The sequence below is a fragment of the Streptomyces sp. AMJ-169 genome (genome assembly GCF_055597585.1).
In genome coordinates, this window is the sequence record NZ_JBVLTJ010000012.1 from 235,153 (window position 1) to 258,395 (window position 23,243).

The following is a 23,243-nucleotide window of genomic DNA, read 5'->3' on the forward strand; positions in this document are numbered from 1 at the left end:
GCCCCCCCCTACGCCCCCCGAGCCACCTCATCCGCAGCACCCCCGGCTCCCACCAACTCCCCCCGCACCCCCTCCACCCGAGCCGCCACCCTCCGCATCTCCCGCCCCCCAGCCGCCCCCACCACCAGAGGCAACACCCCCCGAACCCCCTGCATCCCCCGCAACCACCACTGCGCGTAAACATGCGAGGCCCGCCGCTCCACCCCCGCGACCAGCCGATCAACCGCCGGCCCCAACGGATACGTCTTGTTCGCCGGCCAAGGCAACCGCTCCCTCAACTCCCGCATCACCGCGTCCTGATCAGCCCCCCGCACCATGTCGGTATCGGTCCACGACAGATACCCGACCCCGACCCGCACCCCCCGATACCCCACCTCGGCCCGCAAACTGTGCGCGAACGCCTCCACCCCCGACTTGGACGCGCAATACGCACTCATCATCGGCGCAGGAACCATCGCCGCAAGCGAGGCAATCTGCAACAAATACCCCCGGCTCTCCACCAGCACCGGAAGAAACGCCCGAGCAGTCACCGCAGACCCGATGAGATTGACCTCGATGACCCGCCGCCAGGCCCCCGCATCGGAGTCGAGCAACGTCCCCCCGGCGGCAACCCCCGCATTGGACACGACGACATCGACCTTCCCGAACCGCTCCTTGACCTCAGCGGCAACCCGGGACATGGCGACCTGATCGGTGACGTCGGCGTACCAATACCCGCTCTCACCATGCAGCCGAGAAGCAACCCCCTTCAACGCCTCCAACTCCAGCCCCACCAACGCGACAACGGCCCCCCGAGCCGACAACTTCCGCGCCAGCAACGCCCCGACCCCCCGAGCCGCCCCGGTGACCACGACGACCTGCCCCTCAAGACCCACCTTGCTCATGCGCCCTCCTCCTTCAACTGGCAGTACCGGCCGGACAGTTCACGAATGACGGCACTCACGGCGGCAGGCCGCTCGACGGGCCCCATATGCCCGGCCCCGGCCAACTCGGTGACCCCCACGCACTGAGGCAGCGCGGCAGCGATACGCCGCCCCTGCACAGCCGGCGTGAGCCGATCGACGCTCCCCACAAGAACGGCGACGGGAAGCTCCAACTCCCGTACAAGAGCGTCGAGTTGCAGCCCCTCCAACACCCGGGCCCACGCCTGCCGCACCCCAGCGGGACACGCGTGCACGATCCGCGCACACGCCTCCACCGCCTCCGGCGCGGCCCCCACCCCCATGGTCGCGTACCGCAACACCCGCTTCCCGACCGCGTTCACGGGCCCGAGCGACACCCCCGTCCCCAGAATCCGCCCGGTCACCCACGTCCGCAACCGCCCACCCGGCAACGGCACGACGGTCGCCTCCCCGACCAGCCGCGAACTCCCGGTGTTGCACAGCAGCGCGGCCACGGCATGCTCCCGGAACACCGCCCGCCGAGCGGCGGCGATCACGGTCATGGCCCCCATGGAATGCCCGACGACCACAGCCTTCTCCCCCGCCGAAAGCGTGCCCGCCAACACCGCCTCAAGATCATCGGCAAGGGCATCGGTACTGCACACCGCACTCGCGGGACTACGCCCATGCCCCCGCTGGTCGTACACGATCACCCGATGATCCACCCGCAGCGCACGCACTTGAGCGGCCCAGAACCCGGTCGAACAGGTCCACCCATGCGCGAGCACAACGGCAGGCCCTCGCCCATGAATCTCGACGTGCAGAGGACTGCCGTCCCTGGATACGACGGTCAGCGCGCGGTCGGGAACAGGCGGGGCGTAGGAGTCGATCCGGCTCATGCGGTCACCTCGGCGGAATCGGCGGACCCGGACTCGACAGACTCGACGCCAAAGGACCCGGGATCGCGCAGCACCGCGTACTCCCCGAGATCGACGTACCGGGTAGCCCGCCGGAATTCACCGGTCGTCCCCGGCCACACGGTCGTATTGCGCCCCTGAGCGTCGAGATACCAGCTGACGCACCCCCCGGTACTCCACACCGTCCGCTTCATCCGCTCCTGCACCCGCAGATTCCACCGATGAACGGCACTGGGCCGCGCATCAAGAGCGACCCTCCCACCCAGCATCCCCAATTGCCGAACATAATCGGCCATATAGTTCAACTGTGACTCGATCATCAGAATCATGGACGAATTCCCGAGCCCGGTATTGGGCCCGATGACCGTCATGAGATTGGGAAACCCGGGTACGGTGGCCCCGCGCAGCGCCTCCATCCCGCGCTCTTCCCAATGCTCGGCGAGCGAACGCCCGTCGGCCCCCACGACCCGCTCGGCGATCGGCATATCGGTGACATGGAACCCGGTCCCGAAGACGATCACATCCGCCTCGGCCGTACTCCCGTCGGCGGCGACCAGCGTATTCCCGCGAATCTCCTTGAGCCCGCTCGCGACGACGTCGACGTTGGGCCGGGCGAGCGCCGGATAGTAGCTGCTGGACAGCAGGATCCGCTTGCACCCGATCCGGTAGTCGGGCGTCAACTTCCCTCGCAGCACAGGGTCCTTGATGGATCGCGCGATGTTCCGCCTAGCCAACTTCTCGACGAATCCCAGCTCGTCGGGGTGCTTGGTGAACGCCTGGACCTGCAACTCCCGCATCCCCCACAGCAGTCCACGCCGCAGCCGGGTCGTGAACGGCAACGCCCGGTGCAGCGCCCGCTCGGCGCCGCTGATCTCCCGGTCGACGCGGGGCATGACCCAGGCGGGCGTCCGCTGGAACAGCGTCAGCCGGGAGACGAGCGGCTGGATCGCCGGAACGATCTGAATCGCCGAGGCCCCGGTCCCGACCACCGCGACCCGTTTCCCCCGCAGATCAATTCCATGATCCCACCGAGCGGAATGAAACACCTCACCGGAAAAGGACTCAAGCCCCGGAACATCAGGAACCTTGGGATCGGAGAGCGGCCCGGTAGCCGAAACAACAAAGTCAGCGGAGAACAACCCCCGCCCGGTATCAATATCCCAGCAGAGCCCTTCCGAGTTCCAGACCATCCGCTCGACTTCAGCACCGAACCTCAGATGCCCCCGCACCCCGAACACATCGGCAACCCGCTCCAGATAAGCCCGAATATGCCCCTGCCCGGAAAAGGTACGCGGCCACTCGGCATGGGGAGCAAAGGAAAACGAATACAAATGCGAGGGCACATCACAAGCACACCCGGGATAACTGTTATCCCGCCAGGTCCCCCCCACACTGTCCGCCCGCTCCAGCACAACAAAGTCGGTAACCCCTTCCCGCCGCAACCGAACAGCCGCCCCAAGCCCCCCAAACCCGGACCCGACGACAACCACCCGCACCCGCTCCCGCCCACCCATCGCCCACCCTCCTCCACAAGACCCTGCCAGTAATCACTGGCGCAATGGGGAGAGTAGAACAGCAAGGTACTGATGGGTAGCCCCCAGACAGAGGAAAGTTACCCCCGGTACGACATAGGGTGCGGTCGTGACGGAGAGCCGAGGGGATGGGAGTGTGGGGGGCGGGGAGGACGCTTCGGCCCTGGTCGCGGGCACCCGGGAGGGGGCTTCGGGGTTGAATGCGGGCAGCTGGGAGGGGAGCTCAGGGCTGGACGCGGGCAGCCGGGAGGGGAGCTCGGAGCTGGACGCGGGCAGCCGGAGGAGGGGGACGGGCTTGGATGCGGCCGGCCGAGAGAGGGGCTCAGAGCTGGACGCGGGGAGCCGGGAGGCGGACTCGGGGCTGGATGCGGGCAGCCGGAGGGACACGGCGGACTTGGATGCGGCCGACCGAGAGAGGGGCCTGAGCTCGGAGATGGATGGCCGGAGAGGCGGGGCGGGTCTGAATGTGGTCGGCCCGAAGGGGGGCTCGGACTCGGACGGTCGGAAGGGGAGCCCGGACTCGGACGCGGGCGGTCAGAGGAGTGGCCCAAGCCCAGACGCGGACGGTCGAAAGAGCACGGCAGGTCTGAATGCGGCAGGTCTGAATGCGGCCGGCCCGAAGGAGGCCCCGGACACGAACGGTCGGGAGGGGGGCCTGGACACGAACACGGACAGTCACAGGAGTGGCCCAAGCCCAGCCGCCGACGATCAAAAGGGCGGGGCAGGTCTGAATGCGGCTGACCGGAAAGCGGGCCCGAACCCGGACACGGACGGCCGGAAGGAAGGCCCGAGCCCAGACACGGACAGCCGACAAGGGAGCCCGGACACGAACACGGACAGTCGGAGGAGTGCCCCAAGCCCAACCGCCGACGATCGGGGGGACGCCCCGAGCCCGGACACGGACAACTCGGCGAAGCGCGAGTACCGCATGGCAGAGCTGGCCGAGTTGGCCGGCATCCCCGTCCGCACCCTCCGCTTCTACCGCGAACGCAAACTCCTCGCCCCACCCCGCCGCGAAGGCCGAATCGCCTGGTACGACGACCACCACCTGGCCCGCCTGCGCACCATCACGGCCCTCCTAGAACGCGGCCACACCCTGAACGGCATCGCCGAACTGGCAGAAGCCCTTGACCGGGGCCACGACGTCGCCGACTTCCTCGGCATCACCCCCACCGAGGAAGAACCGGTCCACCTCACCCCCGAAGAACTGGCAGCCCGCTTCGGCGACCAGTCCACCCCGGAAAACCTGGCAGCCGCCCTGGCCCTCGGCTACCTGGGCACCGACGGCGACGAAATCGTCCACATCAGCCGCCGCCTGCTGGACGTCTCCACCACCTTGGTCCGCGACGGCATCCCCCTGTCGGAAATCCTGGCAACAGCCCACCAGGTCCGCACCCACGCCGAAGCCCTGGCCACCCTCTTCACCACTTTCCTCCACCACCACACCCCCACCCCCGACCTCACCCACTTCCGCCCCCTGGCCCAAAGCGTGGTAGCAGCAGAACTCTCCCTGGCCCTGGACCGCCACCTCTCCATACCTCTTCAGCCAAGCGGAGAACACGGAGGTTCGACCTCGGAGGCGGGACCAGGGGCGGCCCCAGACTCAGACCAGCAGCCCCCAGGCTGACCGAGACGGAGACTGGAAGCCGAACCGAGAAGACCGAGCACACGAAAACCGGATACCGAGGCAAGCCAAAAGCCAGAACAGGCGGGGAAGCCGAGCCGAGGGCAAAGCAAGCCAGGGATCAAGGCGGCCCGGAGACCAGGGCGGACAGAAAAGCCAAGGCGGGCCGGAGCTCAGGGCGAACCGAACCCCAAGGCGAGCCAAAGCCCAAGCCCCCCCCCAGCCCAGCCGCCCCACCACCGACTCCGCTCCCCAGCTCCCCAGCTCCCCAGCTCCCCAGCTCCCCAGCTCCCCAGCTCCCCAGCTCCCCAGCTCCCCAGAGCTAACGAAGCCGCCGAAGACTAGTGCTCATACACAACAGTCACCGGAGCATGATCCGACCACCGCTCCGCATGAGTGGCCGCCCGCTCGACATACCCCTTGACCGCCTTACCGGCCAACCCCGGCGTAGCAACGTGGTAGTCGATCCGCCAGCCGGCGTCATTGTCGAAGGCCCGCCCCCGATAAGACCACCACGAGTACGGCCCCTCAACCCCAGGATGCAGCGCCCGCACGACATCGACGTACCCCCCGTCCGCCCCGTCAAAGACCCCGCCGAGCCACTCCCGCTCCTCCGGCAGGAACCCTGAGTTCTTGGTATTGCCCCGCCAGTTCTTCAGATCCGCCTCCTGATGAGCGATGTTCCAGTCCCCACAGACCAACACCTCCCGCCCCTCAGCAGCGGCCCGCTCCCGAAGCCCCTTGAGATAGGCGAGGAACTCCCCCATGAACCGGACCTTCTCGTCCTGCCGCTCGGTCCCGACCTCACCGGAAGGCAGATAGAGCGAGGCGACGGTCACACCGGGCAGGTCCGCCTCGACGTACCGCCCACTCCCGTCGAACTCCGCGGACCCGAACCCGACCCGCACCGCGTCCGGCTCCCGCCGGCTGTAGAGCGAGACCCCGGCCCGCCCCTTGGCCGCCGCCGGCGCATGCACCACATGCCACCCCTCCGGCGCCCGCACCTCCTCCGGCAACTGCTTCTCCTCGGCCCGCACTTCCTGGAGGCACAGCACATCGGCGGAGGTCCCGGCGAGCCACTCCACGAAACCCTTCTTCGCGGCGGCCCGCAGCCCATTCACATTCACGGAGGTCACAGTCAGCAAAACGCTCTCCTCTGCTTCCCGGGTGACCCAGCGATCAGAACACGCCGTCCGAGGTCACAGTCAGCACGGCGGGAACGATACCGGCCCCCAGAACGAAGCCCGGAAATCCACCGCCCCTCTCACCACCCCCCTTCTCCCAACATCCCGCTGCCCCCACCGCCGTTCCCCCGCTCCCGCTGCCCCCACCGCCGTTCCCCCGCTCCCGCTGCCCCCAGCGCCATTCTCCCGTTCTCGCTGTCCCCACCGCCGCCCTCTCGATCCCGCTATCCCCACAGCCCCCCTCTCTCTCACCACCCCGCTCTCCCCACCGCCCCTTTCCCCAGCCACACCAGCCCCCTTTCCCTCTCCCAGCCACTCACCTCCAGATACCCAGCTCCAGATACCCACCTCCTCCATAAATCCCCTCCCCGTAAAGTGCTCGGCATGGACATACGCCCCGTCTCCTTCGACCACCCCGATGCCGCCAAGCTCAACGACATGGTCCAGGCCGAGTACCAAGAGCGCTACGGCGACGGCGACGCCACCGAGCTGGCCCCCACCGACTTCGACCCGCCCCAGGGCCTCTACCTGATCGCCTACGACGCCTCCGACAGCCCCGTCGCCACCGGCGGCTGGCGCAGCCAGGACAGCAGCCCCGAAGGCCACCAGGACGGCGACGCCGAGCTGAAGCGCATGTTCGTCATCCGCGAGATGCGCGGCCACGGCCTCGCCCGCCGTATCCTCGCCACCCTCGAAGAAGACGCCCGCGCCGCCGGCCGCACCCGCATGGTCCTGGAGACCGGCACCGCCCAGCCCGAGGCCGTCGCCCTCTACCAGTCCAGCGGCTACGAGCCCTGCACCAAGTTCGGCCACTACCGCGAGTACGAGTCGAGCCTCTGCTTCGCGAAGCAGCTGTAGCCCCGGCGGCCGGCCTACGACCGGCTCACGCCTCCGATATCACCATCACGCTGCCCCCTCCCTCTTCACCCTTCTCTCCTTACTCCAGCTCCGCCGCTTCCCCGCCCACACCCCTTCATCGCTCCACCCCCACCGGCCGGTTCACGAATCCGCCGACGAATTCCACAAATCTTTTCCGCACGCAGGCACGCACGCACACGCACTCATGCACGCGCGCACGCACACCCACGCCCGCCCAACCCCCGAGCCCGCCCCAGACCCCGCCTCACCCCTTGAGCCCATAAAAATGGATCGGCGAGTTCGGCTCGAACCCGATGCGCAGATAGACAGGCGCCCCAGCACTGGTCGCATGGAGAGTGGCACGGGTGAGCCCAGTACCTCGCCCACCCTCGTAAAGAGCCTTACGCGTCACAGCCTCGCCGTACCCACGCCGCTCCCACCGCGGATCGGTGGCGACGAGCACGACGAACAGACAGCCCTCCGTCCCCACCGTAGCGGCGCACGTCACCGGCACACCGTCCCGCAGCCCCAGATAGGCATGGATCCCCTCCTTCCACAGCCCGGAGCCGGCCAGCCCGTCCCGCCCGTCCTCCAAAGGAAAGCCGTAGGCACGGGAGTTGAGATCCGCGTAGGCCAGCAGCTGCTCGTCAGTGGCCACCCGCACGAACGTGAGATCAGGATGGCCGGGCTCGGGAAGAGGCAGCAGATCCGCAGCCATCCCGGTGCCCGGGAACCCGTACGCGAGCCCGGCCCGCTCGGCCGCGGCGGCGAGCTCCGTACGCGCCCCGTCGTCGAGAAGACCCTCGAACAGCCACAGGAACCCGGGCCGCTCCTTCTCGCGCATGATGTCCGCCACCTGCCGCAGCCGCCGCTCCAACAGCTCCGCGTCCACCCCGGGCTCGGTCAGCGTGACGCAGTTCCAGAAGGCGAACCGGCTGTCGGCCCAACGGACGGCGACACCCGGCAGATCACGCACATCCGCGCCGGCATCCCGATCCAGCACCAACCCCCGCCACCCCGAAGTGAGTTGCCCCACCGACTCGACGACATCCGCAAGTTCCGCCACAGCACCCTCCCACCCACCGCACTCACGCGCAGTGCATCAGCCTTCAACCCTCCGCAACATGATGCCCCGTCACCCACACCTCCGGCACCAGCCCACGAACCCCACACCCCGGAAACGCCAAAGATCCCGCCCGATCTTCCGATCGGACGGGATCTTGTCAACCACTCTTCACAGAGAGGTTGTTGCTGTGGACCTGAGGGGATTCGAACCCCTGACCCCCTCGATGCGAACGAGGTGCGCTACCGGACTGCGCCACAGGCCCTTGCAACGAGTGAAACTCTAGCACCCCGATCGACCTGCCCGGAAATCCGTCCCGGGGCGGGAACCGGCGCCCGCGCGGGCGCCGGACCGCAGGTCATTCGTTGGCCGCGCGGGGCCGCTCCCCGTCCTCGTACTGGTCGAACAGCGGGGTACGGCCGCGCTCGCGGGAGCGGCGGGCCGAGGCCGCGCGGCGGTCGGTGCGCTCGCCGTCGTCCGCGCGCGGGCCGTCGTCAGGGGCGGCGTCCTGGGGCGCGGTGTCGTCCTCGGTGTCGTGGTCCGGGGCGACGGCACTGGAGCGGGCGGAGCTCCAGGTGCCGGGGGCGCCCAGGTCGACGTCGGGGGTCGCGCGGGGGGCGACCGGCGCGGTGACGTACGTCGGGAGGGGCACCGGGACGGGGTCCCAGCTGTCGCCGTGGTCCGGGCGGCGCTGCCGTTCGCGCTGCTGGTCGACCCACTCGGCGTGGTCGGTCTGCTCGACGAGCGCGCGGCGGTCCGCAGCGAGCGCCAGCAGCCCGGGGTCGGTCTCCGGCTCGGGGCCCGTTTCGGGCTCCTCTGCGGCATCCAGGGACGCCTCCGAGGGGGTGGCGGCGGACGTGCGCCGGTGCGGCTGCGCGACGCGCTCCTTGAGGCGCTGGGCGGCGGCCTCGGCGCGCTGGCGGTCCATCTGGTAGGCGAAGCGGCGGCGTTCCTGGGTGCGCAGGTAGGCGATGTAGCCGCTGAGCATCACGGCGGGCACCCCGGGCGCCCAGAGGAACGCGAGCCCGCCGACGGCGGCGACGATCGCGCCGAAGGTGAAGGCGAGGAACAGCATGATGGTGGTGCGCCGACGGCGCGCGAGGACCTTCGTGCGCTGGGCACGCGCGGCGGCCTGCGCCTCCTGGGGCGCGACCGGGGTACGCCGGGCAGCCGGCACGCGCTGGTGCGCGGAATTAGGGTGCGCTTCCCGCGCGGAGGCCGCGTGGACCTCGCGCGGGGAGGCCGCATGTGCTTCGCGCGCGGGATGTGGCTCCCGGACCGGAGCGGCGTGCGCCTCACGCGCGGGCGCCACATGCCCGTCCCGGTGAACGTCCCGCGCGGGCGCGGAGTGCGCCTCCCGCGCGGAATGCGTTTCTCGTCCCTGGGCGCCCTGCTCTCGTCCCTGAGCGCCCTGCGCGGAACCACCGTCCCGCGCGGACGACTTGCCGCCGTCCCGGCCGTCCCTCGTGGCCGCCGGGTGCCCCTGGGGGCGGCCCGGAGGCATGGCGAAGGACCGGACGTCCACCGGTTCGGTGACGGCGTCCGGGTCGGCGTCGGGCTCCCCCGCCTCGGCGGAGCGTGCCCGTAGGTCCCGGGCGTACCGGCGCTCCATCCCGGCCCGTCCGGACAGCAACCGGATGGCTGTGCTGAAGCGTTCCGTCGGACGGGCCTCGTTCAGCTCGTCCTGCCTACGGAGCCACATCGGCACCAAGTAGGCGGCCCAGGCCCCGACAATGACTGCGTAGATGAGGCCGCTGCTGCTCACGCCTCACACCGTAGAGGGGTTTGCGTGAGCCCATCCGCCAATTGGGCCGGTGTGTCGCACGATCTGGCTGATATTTCGAGCTTTTTTTGTGACCGATCTGATCACCAGGCCACAAAGGGGGCGAACTTCAATACGCGTCAGCGATCAACACCCGATCATTTTCGAACACTTATTCAATTTCCCGGTCCGGTGGGATTCCCCGGCGCACGGTGGTGACCATGGGGCGCGTTCTCGTGGTCACGCGCCATGCTCCCGCGCGGCGCACTCGGGGGGCGTGCGCGGCGCCAGCGGCTGAGCAGCCCCTCGGGGACCTCCTCAGCGGTGAGCGCGAACACCAGGTGGTCGCGCCAGGCGCCGTCGATGTGGAGATACCGGGGCCGCAGCCCCTCCTCCCGGAATCCGAGTTTCTCCACGACCCGCCGGCTCGGCCCGTTCTCGGGGCGGATGCACACCTCGATGCGGTGCAGCCCGACCGAGCGGAAACAGTGGTCCACGACGAGCGCCACGGACGTCGGCATGACCCCGCGACCGGCCACCGACTCGTCGACCCAGTAGCCGACGTGCCCGGAGCACATGGAACCCCAGGTGATCCCGGCGACCGTCAACTGGCCGACGAGCCGCCCCTGGTACTCGATGACGAACGGCAGCATGCGGCCCGCGTTCGCCTCGGAGCGCAGGTGGCGGACCATCTGACGGTAGGTCGGCCGGTGCGCGATCGGCCCGCTGGGCGCGGGCGGCGGGATCGTCGCCTCCCAGGGGCGCAGCCAATCCCGGTTGCGCCGGTTGACCTCGCGCCAGGCCCGCTGGTCGCGCAGCTTTATCGGCCTGAGGACGACGTCGCCGTCCACCAGCTCGACGGGCCAGGATGGGCTGTTCAGCTCGCACCCCCGTGACCGGATCTGGAGTGGTCGCCGCCGCGCAGCTGGTCGACGGCGTGGATCAGCAGGGGCTCCAGGACGGCCAGACCGTCCTTCACCCCGCCGGAGGAACCGGGCAGGTTGACGATCAGCGTGCCGCCCGCGACTCCGGCGAGCCCCCGGGACAGCGCCGCCGTGGGCACCTTCTCGCGGCCGTACGCGCGGATCGCCTCGGGGATGCCGGGCACCTCGCGGTCGAGCACCGCATGGGTCGCCTCGGGCGTGCGGTCGGTGGGTGAGACGCCGGTGCCGCCGGTGGTGAGGATCACGTCGTAGCCGGCTGCCACGCCCGCGCGCAGGGCGGCTTCCACGGGGTCGCCGTCGGGCACGACCTGGGGGCCGTCGACGGCGAAGCCGAAGCCCTTCAGGCCCTCGGCGATCAGCGGCCCGCCCGTGTCCGCGTAGACCCCGGCGGCGGCCCTGTTGGACGCGGTCACCACCAGCGCGCGATACGGCCCGCCGCTCATGTCCGGCTCCAGTCGCCCGACTTGCCGCCCGTTTTCTCCTCCACCCGCACGTCCGTGATGACCGCCCCCTTGTCGACCGCCTTGACCATGTCGATCACGGTGAGCGCGGCGACCGAGACGGCGGTGAGGGCCTCCATCTCGACGCCCGTACGGTCCGTCGTCCTCACGGTCGCCGCGATCTCCACGGCGTCGTCCGCGACCGACAGATCCAGTGTCACACCCGCCACTGACAACGGGTGGCAGAGCGGGATCAGGTCCGGGGTCCGCTTGGCGCCCATGATGCCCGCGATCCGCGCGACGGCCAGCGCGTCACCCTTGGGGACGCCCTCGCCGCGCAGCAGCTCGACCACGCGCGCGGAGACCAGGACCCGTCCACTGGCGCGCGCGGTGCGGGCCGTCACGTCCTTGCCTGATACGTCGACCATCCGCGCGGCGCCCGCCGCGTCGATGTGGGTCAGTCGGTCCTGCGTGCTCATCCTGTACGGCACTCCCGGTCACGGCCCCGCGCGATAGGGCTCCCGGGGCCTGCTGTGCGCGACACGGTACCCCTCGCCACGGCGGACGACGGAACGAGCGCCCCCGCGCACGCGCGCGTACGCCCGGTTTTTCCGGTACGACCGCCTCGGCGCCCACCACATGGCCGGGTTCAGCCGAGCAGGACGACCTCGACCTCGGTGCCCGGGTCGACGCGTTCGACGTCCTCGGGGACGACGATCAGCGCGTCGGCGTGCGCGAGGGCGGCCACCAGATGCGAGCCGGAGCCGCCGACGGGCCGCACGGTGTCGCCCGCGTGGGCGGCCCGCAGGAACTGGCGGCGCCCCTTGGGCGAGTTCAGCGGCTTGTCCGCGACCACCCGCGCGCGCGTGGTGGGCCGGTGGACGTCGGTGAGCCCCATCAGCACCCGGATGGCGGGCCGCACGAACATCTCGAAGGAGATGTACGACGACACCGGGTTGCCCGGCAACGCCAGCAGGGGGGTGTGGTCGGGGCCGATGGAGCCGAAGCCCTGGGGTTTGCCGGGCTGCATGGCGAGGGTGCGGAAGTCGATGCCGCTGCCCGCCTCGTCCTCGTCGCCGACGGACGACAGGGCTTCCTTGACGACGTCGTACGCGCCGACGCTGACCCCGCCCGTGGTGACCAGGAGGTCGGCGCGGACCAGTTGGTCCTCGATGGTGGCGCGCAGCGTCTCGGGGTCGTCGTCGACCGCGCCGACCCGGTAGGCGATGGCACCGGCGTCACGGGCGGCGGCGGTGAGGGCGAAGCTGTTGGAGTCGTAGATCCGGCCGCTGCCCAGCTCCTCGCCGGGCTGGACGAGTTCGCTGCCGGTGGACACGATCACCACGCGCGGGCGCGGGCGCACGCGTACGGTCGCGCGGCCGATCGCGGCGAGCAGGGCGATCTGCGGCGGCCCGAGGACCGTGCCGGCGGCCAGCGCGCGATCGCCCGCGCGGACGTCGCTGCCCTGCGCGCGTACGTGCGCGCGGGCGGGGGCGGGCCGGTACACGCGTACGTGCCCGGTGGCGTCCTCGGGGGCGAGGCTGCGCGCGCGCATGGAGCCGACCGGGCCGCCGCCGAGCCCGCCGTCGGTCCACTCGACGGGGACGACGGCTTCGGCGCCGGGCGGCAGCGGGGCGCCGGTCATGATCCTGGCGGCCTGTCCGGGGCCCACGTGCAGCAGGTCGGCCTGGCCGGCCGCGACGTCCCCGACGACCTCCAGGGCGGCCGGGAACTCGCCGCTCGCGCCGGCCACGTCCGCGACCCGCACCGCGTAGCCGTCCATGGAGCTGTTGTCGAACGGCGGCAGGGAGACCTGGACCGTGACGTCCTCGACCAGGACGCAGCCTTGCGCGTCGAGGAGTTGCAGCTCGATGGGTTCCAGGGGGCGGACGGTGGCGAGGACATCCTTGAGATGCTCGTCCACGGTCCACAGGTGGCCCTGGCCTGCGGGGCGGGTCGCGGCGGTGCTCAACGCGGCTGCAACTCCTCGGTGACGTAACTGCGGAGCCAGGTCCGGAAGTCCGGGCCCAGGTCCTCACGTTCGCACGCGAGTCGGACAATGGCACGCAGGTAGTCGCCGCGGTCGCCGGTGTCATAGCGGCGGCCCCTGAAGACGACGCCGTGGACGGGGCCCGCGGCCTTCTCGTCCTGGGCGAGCTGCTCCAGGGCGTCGGTGAGCTGGATCTCGCCGCCGCGGCCGGGCTCGGTGGTGCGCAGGACGTCGAAGATGCCCGGGTCGAGGACGTAGCGGCCGATGATCGCGTAGTTCGACGGGGCGTCCTGCGGGTCCGGCTTCTCGACCAGGCCGGTGACCTTGACGACGTCGCCTTCGACGGTGGCTTCCACGGCCGCGCAGCCGTAGAGGTGGATCTGCTCGGGGGCGACCTCCATGAGGGCGACGACGCTGCCGCCGTGCTGCTCCTGGACCTCGATCATGCGCTGGAGCAGGGGGTCGCGGGGGTCGATCAGGTCGTCGCCGAGGAGGACGGCGAAGGGTTCCTGGCCGACGTGCGGGGCGGCGCACAGGACGGCGTGCCCGAGGCCTCTGGGGTCGCCCTGGCGGACGTAGTGCATGGTCGCGAGGTCACTGGACTCCTGGACCTTCGCGAGGCGCCCCGCGTCGCCCTTCTTCTCCAGCGCGGACTCCAGCTCGTAGTTGCGGTCGAAGTGGTCCTCAAGGGGCCGCTTGTTGCGGCCGGTGACCATGAGGACGTCATCGAGACCGGCGGACACGGCCTCCTCGACCACGTACTGGATCGCGGGCTTGTCCACGACCGGCAGCATCTCCTTGGGAGTGGCCTTGGTCGCGGGCAGGAACCGGGTGCCGAGGCCGGCCGCGGGGATGACAGCCTTGCTGATCCGGGGGTGCGACTGAGTCATGCCGATCAGCCTATCCGGTGCCCTTGGGAGGATTCTGTGGCACCAAAGCGGTGATTCTCATATGAGCGCATGACAACTGGGCGGGAGTGGTGGATGAGTCCTTTCGGGACCGACAAGCGTGCGCTGCGGCGGGAACTGCTCACCGCGCGGAACGCGCTGACATCGGACGACGTGCGAGAACACGCCGCGGCGCTCGCCACGCGCGCGCTGGAGCTGCCGGAGCTGGCGCACGCGCGCGTGGTGGCCGCGTACGTCTCTGTAGGTAGTGAACCGGGCACCCTAGCGCTCCTGGACGCGCTGCGCGCGCGGGGCGTGCAGGTCCTGCTGCCCGCCCTGCTGCCGGACAACGACCTGGACTGGGGCGTGTACGACGGCCCGGGCTCTCTCACGGAGGTCCGCCACGGCTCCCGGATGGCCCTCCTGGAGCCGTCCGGGCCCCGCCTGGGCGCGGACGCCGTGACGGGCGCCGACGTGGTCCTCCTGCCGGGCCTGGCGGCCGACGCGCGCGGCATGCGGCTGGGGCGCGGCGGCGGCTCGTACGACCGCGTCCTCGCGCGCCTGGAGCGGGCCGGGTCGGCGGCGGCTCTGGTGGTGCTGCTGTACGACGGGGAGGTGCTCGCGCGGGTGCCTGCGGAGGAGCACGACCGTCCGGTGCACGCGGTGGTGACACCGTCGGGGGTACGTCGGTTCGGGACCGTATCGTCGTGACGTAGACGTATCGACGCAACGGAATCGTCTCGACGTACGCCGGAAGCGAGCTACGGAAAAGGGCCCTCCACGCGCGTGGAGGGCCCTTTCGTCAAGCGGGGGTGACGGTCACGGTTTCAGGGTGAGGGTGTCGCTGGTGCTCGCGTCGACGGACTTCGACGAGAAGGACCAGTCGAGGAGTTCACCGTTGGCCCACTTGCCGGTCTGGTCGGTGTAGTGGGCGCTGAAGGCGTGTCCCGAGGCGCCGCTGAGGTTGATCCACTTGGACTTGTCGAGGTCGTCGAGGTTGACGACCATCCGCATGGACGGCACCCAGACGACGCCGTAGCCGCCGGCCGCGTTCCAGCCGGTCGCGTTGACCGCGGCCTCGCCGCCGCTGAGCTTCCAGGGGCCGCGGTTGAGGACGTAGCGCAGGAACTCGGGGCCTTCGGTGCCCAGGGTCTGGTTCTTCAGGAACAGGCGGTGCAGCCGGCCCCAGCTCCAGGTGTCGATGTCCTTGCCGAGCTTGGCGGTCAGCTCCCAGCGGGCGTCGATCATCGCGCGCGCGAAGAGCTCGTTCATGTTGTCGGCCTTGGGGCGGGTGCCGGAGGCGGGGGTCTTCCACCAGTCGCTGTCGGGCTGGCTCATGAGGTTGCGGACCACCTCGAACCAGCGGTCGCCGCCGTCGGGCTGGGCCTGGTCGGCGTCGCGCTGGCCGCACTCGCGGACCTTGGTGGTGTCGTCGACGGGCCCGGTGGTGTTGACCGGGTCGACCCACAGGCACTGTCCCTCGACGCGCAGCTCCTTGGGGAGCTTGTTGCCGAAGGCGAGCTTGAGGATGTTGCGCCAGACCGCGTTGAAGTAGGCGGCGGCGGCCGAGTCGGCGTCCTGGGTGTAGTCCCAGCCCTGGAGGAGCTTCTGGGCCTCGCGGACGTCCGGGTCGGAGAGGTCGGTCTTCAGCAGCTTGGGCACGAGCAGCTTGGCGATCTCGCTGCTGTTGTCGAGCTGCATCTGGCGCATGTCGTCGGTGGAGATCTTGCCGCCGCCCTCGATCTTCTGCTTGATCAGATCGGTGATGCGCTGGCTGCGGGTGCCGTAGCCCCAGTCGGTGGTCAGCGTGTAGGGGTACTTGTCGGGGTCGACGACGGCCTGGTTGGCGGTGACGATGTACCCGCGCGCGGGGTCGTGCTCGTAGGGCAGTTCGTCGAACTTGATGTAGCCGGTCCACGCGTACTTGGAGTCCCAGCCGGGGGCGGGGATCGAGCCGTCGTGGTTCTTCCCGCGCGTGGGGATCTTCCCGGGCAGCTGGTAGCCGATGTGGTTCTTGGTGTCGGCGTAGACCAGGTTCTGCGAGGGGACGTCGAAGAGCTTGGCCGCGTCGCGGAACTCGTCCCAGTCGGACGCCTTGTCCATCGCGAAGACGGCGTCCATGGAGGTGCCGGGCTCCAGGGCGGTCCACTTCAGGGCGACGCCGTAGCCGTCGCCGCGGTCGGGCGCGGCGGTGGAGACGGTGGCCCGCTTGCCGACGGTGACGAGTTCGTCGTCGCGGTCGGAGAGCAGCGGCATGCCGTCCTTGGTCTGCCGTACGACGATCTTCTTGGAGCTGCCGCCGGCGACCTTGATGGTCTCCTCGCGCGTGGTGAACGGCAGGACCTTGCCGTCGTACTCGTAGCCGTCGCCGGTGATCTTCTCCAGGTAGAGGTCGGTGACGTCGACGCCGGAGTTGGTCATGCCCCAGGAGATGTCCTGGTTGTGGCCGATGACGACGCCGGGCATGCCCGCGAAGGTGTAGCCGGTGACGTCGAACTGGCAGGTGCTGGAGACGGTGCGGCAGTGCAGGCCCATCTGGTACCAGACGGACGGCAGCGAGGCCGACAGGTGCGGGTCGTTGGCGAGGAGGGGCTTGCCGGTGATCGTGTACTTCCCGGCGACGACCCAGGAGTTGGAGCCGATGCCGTTGCCGTTCACGCCGACGGCCGTCGGGAGATCGTCGAGGACGTCGTAGAGGCCCGAGAGCTGGCTCTGGAGGGCCGAGGAGGTGGTGGCCGAGGTCTTGGCCCCGGAAGTGGTCCCGCCGCTTGTGGAGAGGCCGCTGGAGCTTCCCGAGCCGGTCGACGTCCCGGAGCCGGAGCTGCTGCCGCTCTCGAACTTGCCGGTCAGTTCGTCGTACTGGCCTTCCTGGACGATCGCCTGGTTGCGGCTGTACGGGTACTCGGGGTACAGGTCGGCGATCTGCTTCGGGCCGAGGCGGCTGGTCATCAGCGCGCGGTCGATCTCGTCCTGCATGTTGCCGCGCAGGTCCCAGGCCATCGCCTTCAGCCAGGAGACCGAGTCGACGGGGGTCCACTCGGCCGGGGTGTAGTCGTTGGTGAAGCCCAGGGCGGCGTACTCCAGGGAGATGTCCTTGCCGTCCTTGCCCTTGAGGTAGGCGTTGACGCCCTTCGCGTAGGCCTGGAGGTACTTCTTGGTGGAGGCCGACAGGGTCTTGTCGTACTCCTCCTTGGCGATGCGGTCCCAGCCCAGGGTGCGCAGGAACTCGTCGTTCTTGATCTGGCCCTTGCCGAACATCTCGGACAGGCGCCCGGAGGTCATGTGCCGGCGGACGTCCATCTCGTAGAACCGGTCCTGCGCCTGGACGTAGCCCTGCGCCATGAACAGGTCCTCGTCGGAGGAGGCGTAGATCTGCGGGATGCCGTAGCCGTCGCGCTTGACGTCGACGGGGCCGGACAGGCCCTGCAAGGTGATCTCTCCCGAGGTCTGCGGGAACGACGCGCGGACGGTACTGACCGACCAATAGCCGCCGTAGGCGATGCCGCCGATCACCGCCAGCACCAGGATGATCACGAGCAGGCGGGCTTTGCGCCCCTTCTTCCTGCCGGACTTGCCGGGCTTGTCACCCGATGTGGCGGTGGTGTTGGGGGGCATCGCTGTCCTTGCTGTCCTAACGCGAGCGGCAGGTCGGGCTGTGACTTTGAATGAACGCTGGAGCAACCATAGGCGCAGGGTCCGGCGGGACTTGACTCGGAGTCGGGAACGGGCGGACGGGAAGGGTGGATCACGCCTTGGACAGCGTCAAGAAATCGTCAAGAGTTAGGTAAGGTAACGAAGTAGTTGGATGTGCGGCGTCGGTGCTTCATGTCCGATGTACCTGTGCACCCGCGCGCGGGTGTGTGCGTACGGGTCTCCGCCGCACCCCGCGCGCCACGAAAGGATTCCGTCGCTGACCGTCCACCACCTCAACCAGCTCCTGCTCATCTGCTCGCTCGTCCTGCTCGTCGCCGTCGCAGCGGTCCGGATCTCCTCGCGCAGCGGGCTTCCCAGCCTGCTCGTGTACCTGGGCATCGGCGTCCTCATGGGCCAGGACGGCATCGGCGACATCCACTTCAGCAACGCCGAGATGACCCAGGTCATCGGCTACGCGGCCCTGGTCGTCATCCTCGCCGAAGGCGGCCTGGGCACGAAGTGGAAGGAGATCAGGCCCGTGCTGCCGTCGGCCTCCGCGCTGGCGCTCGCGGGCGTGGCGGTCAGCGTCGGCGTGACGGCCACGGCGGCGCACTACCTGGTGGGCCTGGAGTGGCGGCAGGCGCTGATCATCGGCGCGGTGGTGTCCTCGACGGACGCGGCGGCCGTCTTCTCGGTCCTGCGCCGCATCCCGCTGCCCGCGCGGGTGACGGGCACCCTGGAGGCCGAGTCGGGCTTCAACGACGCGCCCGTCGTCATCCTGGTCGTCGCCTTCTCCACCGCGGGGCCCGTCGAGCACTGGTACATGCTGCTCGCCGAGATAGCTCTGGAGCTGGCCATCGGCGCCGCCATAGGGCTCGCGGTCGGCTTCGCGGGCGCGTGGGGGCTGCGGCACATCGCCCTGCCCGCCTCCGGCCTCTACCCGATCGCCGTCATGGCCATCGCCGTCACGTCGTACGCGGCGGGCTCCCTCGCGCACGGGAGCGGCTTCCTGGGGGTCTACCTCGCCTCGATGGTCATGGGCAACGCCAAGCTGCCGCACTGGCCCGCCACGCGCGGGTTCGCCGAAGGACTCGGCTGGATCGCCCAGATCGGCATGTTCGTCCTGCTCGGCCTGCTGGTCACCCCGCACGACCTGGGTGACGACTTCTGGCCCGCGATGATCATCGGCCTGATCCTGACGATGGTCGCGCGCCCGCTGAGCGTCCTGCTGTGCTTGCTGCCGTTCCGGGTGCCCTGGCAGGAGCAGACGCTGATGTCCTGGGCGGGGCTGCGCGGCGCGGTGCCGATCATCCTGGCGACGATCCCCATGGTGAACGGCGTCGACGGCAACCACCGGATCTTCAACATCGTCTTCGTCCTGGTCGTCGTCTACACGCTCGTCCAGGGGCCGACGCTGCCCTGGCTCGCCCGCAAGCTGCGCCTGGGCGAGGGGACGGAGGCGACCGACCTGGGGATCGAGTCGGCGCCCCTGGAGCGGCTGCGCGGCCATCTACTGTCCGTCGCGATCCCCGAGGGCTCCAAGATGCACGGCGTCGAGGTCAGCGAGCTGCGGCTGCCCCCTGGGGCTGCGGTCACGCTCGTCGTGCGGGACGGGGCGTCGTTCGTGCCCCTGCCGACGACCGTGCTGCGCCACGGGGACGAGCTCCTTGTTGTCGCCACCGACCCCGTGCGGGACGCGGCCGAGAAGCGGCTGCGCGCGGTGGGGCACGGCGGCAAGCTGGCCGGGTGGCTGGGGACGGGCGGGACGGACTGAGGGCGGTGTCCCGCGCGCGGGGGCGTCGTGGCCGTCCCGCGCGCGGGATGACGTTCCGCTGACGGTTAAGGGAACGTTTCGCGGTGCTCACTTTCACAGGCCACAGGCCTGCCGGTCCCTGTACGATGAGCACGCATTCTGATCGGACCAACTCTGCCTGACGCAGAGCTGGCGCGACCGTATGGCGGCCGGAACGCCCCTTTGACAGGGGCCTGGCATCTACCGCAGTCCGCGCAAGAGGACAGCTCTCGGCCGCCCCTCCCAGGGGGTCGCGCTACCAGGCGGCAGAAAGGCACGGGCCGTGGCGTCCACGGTCACCGACGAGTCGTCCAAGGGTTCGTCGTCGTCCTCCCGCCCGGGTTACGGGCAACTGCTGCGCACCTGCGGTGCGTGGACTTTCCTCCTGCCGGGGTTCGCGGCGCGGCAGCCGTTCGCGATGCTCACCCTGTCGATCGTGCTGCTCGTGCAGCACACCACCGGCTCCTACGGCGCGGCCGGCGCCGCGGCGGCCGTCACGGGCGTCTCCATGGCCCTGTTCGCGCCCCTCAGCGGCCGTCTCGCCGACCGCTACGGGCAGCGCGCGGTGCTGCTGCCCGGCGTGCTCGTGCACACGGCGTCGGGGCTGGCCCTGACGGCGCTCGCGCTGGCCCACGCGCCGCTGTGGGCGCTGTTCGCGGCGGCCGTGCCCACCGGGGCCTCCGTGCCGCAGGTCGGGCCCATGGTGCGCGCCCGCTGGGGCGTGACCCTGAAGGACTCGCCCCTGCTGCCGACGGCGGCGGCCTTCGAGTCCGTCACCGACGAACTGACCTTCGTCCTCGGCCCATTGCTGGCGACCGCCCTGTGCACGACCGTCCACCCGGCCGCGGGGCTCGTCACGGAAGCCTCCCTGACCCTGATCGGCGGGCTGCTGTTCGCCGCCCAGAAGGCCACCCAGCCGCCGGTCGCGGCCGACGACCCCGCGCGCGTGGAGCACGCCTTCGCCCTGAACGTCCCCGGCGTGCGCGTGCTGATCGTCGCGTTCCTGGGCATCGGCTCCGTCTTCGGCGGCATGCAGGTCTCCCTGGCCGCGTTCACCGAGTCCATCGGCGAACCGGGCCTCAACGGCGTCCTGTACGGCGTCTTCGCGGCCGGCAACATGCTCTCGGGCATCGTCTGCGGCGCGATCGCCTGGAAGGTCGCCCCCCGGCGCCGGCTGCTCGTCGGGTACGGCGCGCTGGCCCTCGTCGCCTCCGGGCTGTGGGCGGCGCACTCGGTGGCGCTGCTGGCGGGCCTCGGGCTGCTGGTCGGCATGTGCATCGCGCCCGCGCTGATCACCGGCTACACCCTGGTCGAGGACCTGGTCCCGGCCGCCGCGCGGACGGAGGCGTTCACCTGGATGACCGGCGCGGTCGCCCTGGGGCAGGCGGCGGCCGTCACGGTCGCCGGACAGCTGGAGGACCGCTTCTGGGGCGGCTCCGGATTCCTGGTGCCGATGGGCGGGACGATCCTCGCCCTGGGGACCCTGCTGGCGCTGCGCTCCCGGCTGGTGGCGCACCCGCGCGGGCGTACGGTCGCACGTGGCGTCGGTCACCGCGCGCCGGTGGCAGTGGACTGATCCACGGGAATACGTCACTATGGACCGTCGTTAGCACTCATCGAGTGAGAGTGCCAGGAGGAAGACAGTGCCGACCTACCAGTACCAGTGCACCGAGTGCGGCGAGGGCCTTGAGGCGGTGCAGAAGTTCACCGACGACGCCCTGACCGAGTGCCCCAGCTGCAACGGCCGCCTGAAGAAGGTGTTCTCCGCGGTCGGCATCGTCTTCAAGGGCTCCGGCTTCTACCGCAACGACAGCCGCGGCTCGTCGTCGAGCAGCTCGCCGGCCGCGTCGAAGCCGTCCACGTCGTCGACGCCCGCCTCCGGGTCGTCCTCCACGACGTCCTCGGACTCGAAGCCGTCGTCCTCGTCGTCCTCCAGCACGACCGCCGCGTAAGGCACTTCACTTCCCGAAGGACCCCGTTGTCGTACGACAACGGGGTCCTCGGCATCTGCCGCTCCCCCGGGGGACGTCGCTACTGTTCTGATCATGACGAATGCAGAGATCGGCGTGATCGGCGGATCCGGCTTCTACTCGTTCCTCGACGACGTGACCGAGGTCAGCGTCGACACACCTTATGGGGCGCCCAGCGACTCGCTCTTCCTCGGTGAGATCGCCGGCCGGAAGGTCGCGTTCCTGCCCCGGCACGGGCGCGGGCACCATCTGCCACCGCACCGCATCAACTACCGGGCCAACCTGTGGGCGTTGCGCTCGGTCGGGGTGCGCCAGGTCCTCGGGCCGTGTGCGGTGGGCGGGCTGCGCCCCGAGCACGGGCCCGGGACGCTCCTGGTGCCCGACCAGCTCGTCGACCGGACGAAGTCCCGCGCGGGCACCTACTTCGACGGCCTGCCGCTGCCCGACGGCACTGTCCCCAATGTCGTCCACGTCTCCCTGGCCGACCCTTACTGCCCCGCCGGTCGGACGGCGGCTCTGAAGGCGGCTCGCGGGCGGGACTGGGAGCCCGTCGACGGCGGGACGCTGGTCGTGATCGAGGGGCCGCGTTTCTCGACCCGCGCGGAGTCCCTGTGGCACCAGGCCCAGGGCTGGTCGATCGTCGGCATGACCGGCCACCCCGAGGCCGCCCTGGCCCGTGAACTGGAACTCTGCTACACCTCGTTGACCCTCGTCACCGACCTCGACGCGGGCGCCGAGACCGGTGAGGGCGTGTCCCACGACGAGGTTCTCCAGGTGTTCGCCACCAACGTGGACCGGCTGCGGGGAGTGCTGTTCGACACGGTGTCGCAGTTGCCGGCGGCCGGGGAGCGGGACTGTCTCTGCGTGAACGCGCTGGGCAGTCTGGAGCCGGGGTTCGCGCTGCCGTAGCGGCGGAACGACTCGTTCGGGTGGCGGAGTTTTCCACAGGGGCGGGGTGGTCCACAGGCTTCGGCGGGGTCGGGGCGGGAAGCCGGATCGTGGGTCGGGCAAGCCGTTGTCGCGGACTGCGTGATCCGTTTCCACAGGTCACGCGGACCGCTCTCGTGACAGGTGGTGATCCCATGTCGACTCCGATGCCGACCCCCGTGCCGGCCCCTACGGCAGCCCCGTCCCCCTCCCCCTTCGCCTCCCCTCCCGCGCCGGAACCGGCCGGCGTCCTGCCGCCCGGTCCGGACACTCCCGCCACCCGCGAGGTGCCGCATTTCCCGCCCGTGCGGGTGCGCGGCGGGCGGTATCTGCTGCACGGGTTCGTACGGCAGCGCAGGCCGGCGCTGGTCCTGGGGCTCGCGGTGACCGCCGCCGCACTGGTGGCGGCGGGGCCGCGCGGCGCCGAGGGGAGCCGGGGGCACCCCGAGGACGCTCCCCGCGCGGCGAGCGGCCGGACCGCTCCCGTTCCCCCGGCGCCCGCCCCGCCGGCTCCGGTCCGGACGGTGTCCGCGCCCGTGCGGATCGCCGACGCCGAGACCGTACGGCTGCTGCGGCCGGGCGACCGGGTCGATGTGATCGCGGCCGACGAGACGGCGGCCGGCGGCGGGACCGCGCGGTACGTGGCGCGCGGGGCGCTGGTGTCGAAGGTGCCCGAGCCGGTCGGTGGGAGCGCCGACGGTGGTGCGCTGGTCGTCCTTTCGGTGCCCCGTGCCACGGCGGCGGGGCTGGCCGGCGCGGGGGCCACGGCCCGGCTGGCGGTGACGCTGTGGTGACCGTCTCCCGTCCGGTATGTGGGCGTCTTGTGTCAAGTCCCTCGA

At 70.4% G+C, this 23,243-nt stretch carries 20 protein-coding genes and 1 tRNA gene; 8 read left to right on the top strand and 13 right to left on the bottom strand.

Features of this window, described 5'->3' with window-relative positions:
* Positions 1-8: 8 nt before the first annotated feature.
* The 3 genes from ACYUD3_RS28175 to ACYUD3_RS28185 are packed head-to-tail and all read right to left on the bottom strand — an operon-like array spanning position 9 to position 3,312.
* Complete coding sequence (locus ACYUD3_RS28175; RefSeq protein ID WP_470975539.1) at positions 9-884, bottom strand: SDR family oxidoreductase; 876 nt, start codon at positions 882-884, stop codon at positions 9-11.
* Positions 881-1,780 (bottom strand): alpha/beta fold hydrolase, encoded by a 900-nt coding sequence (locus tag ACYUD3_RS28180; protein WP_470975541.1) that lies wholly within the window; start codon positions 1,778-1,780, stop codon positions 881-883. Before ACYUD3_RS28180 ends, ACYUD3_RS28175 begins: the two co-directional genes overlap by 4 nt.
* The gene (locus ACYUD3_RS28185; RefSeq protein ID WP_470975543.1) at positions 1,777-3,312 is read right to left on the bottom strand and encodes a flavin-containing monooxygenase; all 1,536 of its coding nucleotides are present in this window, start codon (positions 3,310-3,312) and stop codon (positions 1,777-1,779) included. Before ACYUD3_RS28185 ends, ACYUD3_RS28180 begins: the two co-directional genes overlap by 4 nt.
* A 946-nt stretch (positions 3,313-4,258) precedes the next feature.
* Between ACYUD3_RS28185 and ACYUD3_RS28190 the strand changes: the two genes are divergently transcribed.
* Complete coding sequence (locus tag ACYUD3_RS28190; RefSeq protein WP_470975545.1) at positions 4,259-4,957, top strand: MerR family transcriptional regulator; 699 nt, start codon at positions 4,259-4,261, stop codon at positions 4,955-4,957.
* 338 nt (positions 4,958-5,295) lie between these two features.
* Here ACYUD3_RS28190 and ACYUD3_RS28195 read toward each other — a convergent pair whose 3' ends face one another.
* Positions 5,296-6,099, bottom strand: coding sequence for an exodeoxyribonuclease III (locus tag ACYUD3_RS28195; protein ID WP_470975547.1), 804 nt, complete (start codon positions 6,097-6,099; stop codon positions 5,296-5,298).
* 423 nt (positions 6,100-6,522) lie between these two features.
* On the opposite strand from ACYUD3_RS28195, the gene ACYUD3_RS28200 reads away from it, so the two are divergent.
* Positions 6,523-6,996, top strand: a complete 474-nt coding sequence (locus tag ACYUD3_RS28200; protein ID WP_470975550.1) for a GNAT family N-acetyltransferase — start codon at positions 6,523-6,525, stop codon at positions 6,994-6,996.
* A gap of 265 nt (positions 6,997-7,261) precedes the next feature.
* Here the strand turns inward: ACYUD3_RS28200 and ACYUD3_RS28205 are convergent, their stop codons facing one another.
* From ACYUD3_RS28205 to galU, 8 genes are all read right to left on the bottom strand, one after another.
* The gene (locus tag ACYUD3_RS28205) at positions 7,262-8,062 is read right to left on the bottom strand and encodes a GNAT family N-acetyltransferase (RefSeq protein ID WP_470975553.1); all 801 of its coding nucleotides are present in this window, start codon (positions 8,060-8,062) and stop codon (positions 7,262-7,264) included.
* A gap of 188 nt (positions 8,063-8,250) precedes the next feature.
* Positions 8,251-8,324: transfer RNA gene (locus ACYUD3_RS28210), tRNA-Ala, on the bottom strand.
* A gap of 93 nt (positions 8,325-8,417) precedes the next feature.
* Positions 8,418-9,824, bottom strand: coding sequence for a divisome protein SepX/GlpR (gene sepX / locus ACYUD3_RS28215; protein WP_470975556.1), 1,407 nt, complete (start codon positions 9,822-9,824; stop codon positions 8,418-8,420).
* Positions 9,825-9,997: 173 nt separating this feature from the next.
* Complete coding sequence (locus tag ACYUD3_RS28220; RefSeq protein ID WP_470975558.1) at positions 9,998-10,672, bottom strand: GNAT family N-acetyltransferase; 675 nt, start codon at positions 10,670-10,672, stop codon at positions 9,998-10,000.
* 26 nt (positions 10,673-10,698) lie between these two features.
* The gene (locus tag ACYUD3_RS28225; protein ID WP_470975561.1) at positions 10,699-11,208 is read right to left on the bottom strand and encodes a MogA/MoaB family molybdenum cofactor biosynthesis protein; all 510 of its coding nucleotides are present in this window, start codon (positions 11,206-11,208) and stop codon (positions 10,699-10,701) included.
* Entirely contained in the window at positions 11,205-11,684 is a 480-nt protein-coding gene (gene moaC, locus ACYUD3_RS28230; protein ID WP_470975564.1) for a cyclic pyranopterin monophosphate synthase MoaC, read from the bottom strand. Before moaC ends, ACYUD3_RS28225 begins: the two co-directional genes overlap by 4 nt.
* Before the next feature lie 170 nt (positions 11,685-11,854).
* Complete coding sequence (gene glp, locus ACYUD3_RS28235) at positions 11,855-13,177, bottom strand: molybdotransferase-like divisome protein Glp (RefSeq protein WP_470975567.1); 1,323 nt, start codon at positions 13,175-13,177, stop codon at positions 11,855-11,857.
* Positions 13,174-14,085, bottom strand: a complete 912-nt coding sequence (gene galU / locus ACYUD3_RS28240) for a UTP--glucose-1-phosphate uridylyltransferase GalU (protein WP_470975570.1) — start codon at positions 14,083-14,085, stop codon at positions 13,174-13,176. Before galU ends, glp begins: the two co-directional genes overlap by 4 nt.
* A gap of 93 nt (positions 14,086-14,178) precedes the next feature.
* Here galU and ACYUD3_RS28245 point away from each other — a divergent pair, with 93 nt between their 5' ends.
* On the top strand, positions 14,179-14,793 hold the full coding sequence (locus tag ACYUD3_RS28245) for a 5-formyltetrahydrofolate cyclo-ligase (RefSeq protein WP_470975572.1): 615 nt from the start codon (positions 14,179-14,181) through the stop codon (positions 14,791-14,793).
* Positions 14,794-14,901: 108 nt separating this feature from the next.
* On the opposite strand, the gene ACYUD3_RS28250 is transcribed toward ACYUD3_RS28245, so the two are convergent.
* Positions 14,902-17,697: a penicillin acylase family protein gene (locus tag ACYUD3_RS28250; protein ID WP_470975575.1), complete on the bottom strand. Its 2,796-nt coding sequence runs from the start codon at positions 17,695-17,697 to the stop codon at positions 14,902-14,904.
* A 217-nt stretch (positions 17,698-17,914) separates the two neighbouring features.
* On the opposite strand from ACYUD3_RS28250, the gene ACYUD3_RS28255 reads away from it, so the two are divergent.
* The 5 genes from ACYUD3_RS28255 to ACYUD3_RS28275 all read left to right on the top strand — a co-directional run bounded on the left by ACYUD3_RS28255 (position 17,915) and on the right by ACYUD3_RS28275 (position 23,198).
* The gene (locus ACYUD3_RS28255) at positions 17,915-19,489 is read left to right on the top strand and encodes a potassium/proton antiporter (RefSeq protein ID WP_470975578.1); all 1,575 of its coding nucleotides are present in this window, start codon (positions 17,915-17,917) and stop codon (positions 19,487-19,489) included.
* A gap of 301 nt (positions 19,490-19,790) precedes the next feature.
* Positions 19,791-21,083, top strand: coding sequence for an MFS transporter (locus ACYUD3_RS28260; RefSeq protein WP_470975580.1), 1,293 nt, complete (start codon positions 19,791-19,793; stop codon positions 21,081-21,083).
* A 67-nt stretch (positions 21,084-21,150) separates the two neighbouring features.
* Entirely contained in the window at positions 21,151-21,459 is a 309-nt protein-coding gene (locus tag ACYUD3_RS28265) for an FmdB family zinc ribbon protein (protein ID WP_470975583.1), read from the top strand.
* 93 nt (positions 21,460-21,552) lie between these two features.
* Entirely contained in the window at positions 21,553-22,386 is an 834-nt protein-coding gene (locus ACYUD3_RS28270; RefSeq protein ID WP_470975586.1) for an S-methyl-5'-thioadenosine phosphorylase, read from the top strand.
* 173 nt (positions 22,387-22,559) lie between these two features.
* Complete coding sequence (locus ACYUD3_RS28275; RefSeq protein WP_470975588.1) at positions 22,560-23,198, top strand: hypothetical protein; 639 nt, start codon at positions 22,560-22,562, stop codon at positions 23,196-23,198.
* Positions 23,199-23,243 lie beyond the last annotated feature (45 nt).

Coding starts and splice junctions, on each gene's coding strand:
- ACYUD3_RS28175 (WP_470975539.1), bottom strand. CDS start 884: ATGAGCAAGGTGGGTCTTGAGGGGCAGGTCGTCGTGGTCACCGGGGCG.
- ACYUD3_RS28180 (WP_470975541.1), bottom strand. CDS start 1,780: ATGAGCCGGATCGACTCCTACGCCCCGCCTGTTCCCGACCGCGCGCTG.
- ACYUD3_RS28185 (WP_470975543.1), bottom strand. CDS start 3,312: ATGGGTGGGCGGGAGCGGGTGCGGGTGGTTGTCGTCGGGTCCGGGTTT.
- ACYUD3_RS28190 (WP_470975545.1), top strand. CDS start 4,259: ATGGCAGAGCTGGCCGAGTTGGCCGGCATCCCCGTCCGCACCCTCCGC.
- ACYUD3_RS28200 (WP_470975550.1), top strand. CDS start 6,523: ATGGACATACGCCCCGTCTCCTTCGACCACCCCGATGCCGCCAAGCTC.
- ACYUD3_RS28225 (WP_470975561.1), bottom strand. CDS start 11,208: ATGAGCGGCGGGCCGTATCGCGCGCTGGTGGTGACCGCGTCCAACAGG.
- moaC (WP_470975564.1), bottom strand. CDS start 11,684: ATGAGCACGCAGGACCGACTGACCCACATCGACGCGGCGGGCGCCGCG.
- galU (WP_470975570.1), bottom strand. CDS start 14,085: ATGACTCAGTCGCACCCCCGGATCAGCAAGGCTGTCATCCCCGCGGCC.
- ACYUD3_RS28245 (WP_470975572.1), top strand. CDS start 14,179: ATGAGTCCTTTCGGGACCGACAAGCGTGCGCTGCGGCGGGAACTGCTC.
- ACYUD3_RS28250 (WP_470975575.1), bottom strand. CDS start 17,697: ATGCCCCCCAACACCACCGCCACATCGGGTGACAAGCCCGGCAAGTCC.
- ACYUD3_RS28255 (WP_470975578.1), top strand. CDS start 17,915: ATGTACCTGTGCACCCGCGCGCGGGTGTGTGCGTACGGGTCTCCGCCG.
- ACYUD3_RS28270 (WP_470975586.1), top strand. CDS start 21,553: ATGACGAATGCAGAGATCGGCGTGATCGGCGGATCCGGCTTCTACTCG.
- ACYUD3_RS28275 (WP_470975588.1), top strand. CDS start 22,560: ATGTCGACTCCGATGCCGACCCCCGTGCCGGCCCCTACGGCAGCCCCG.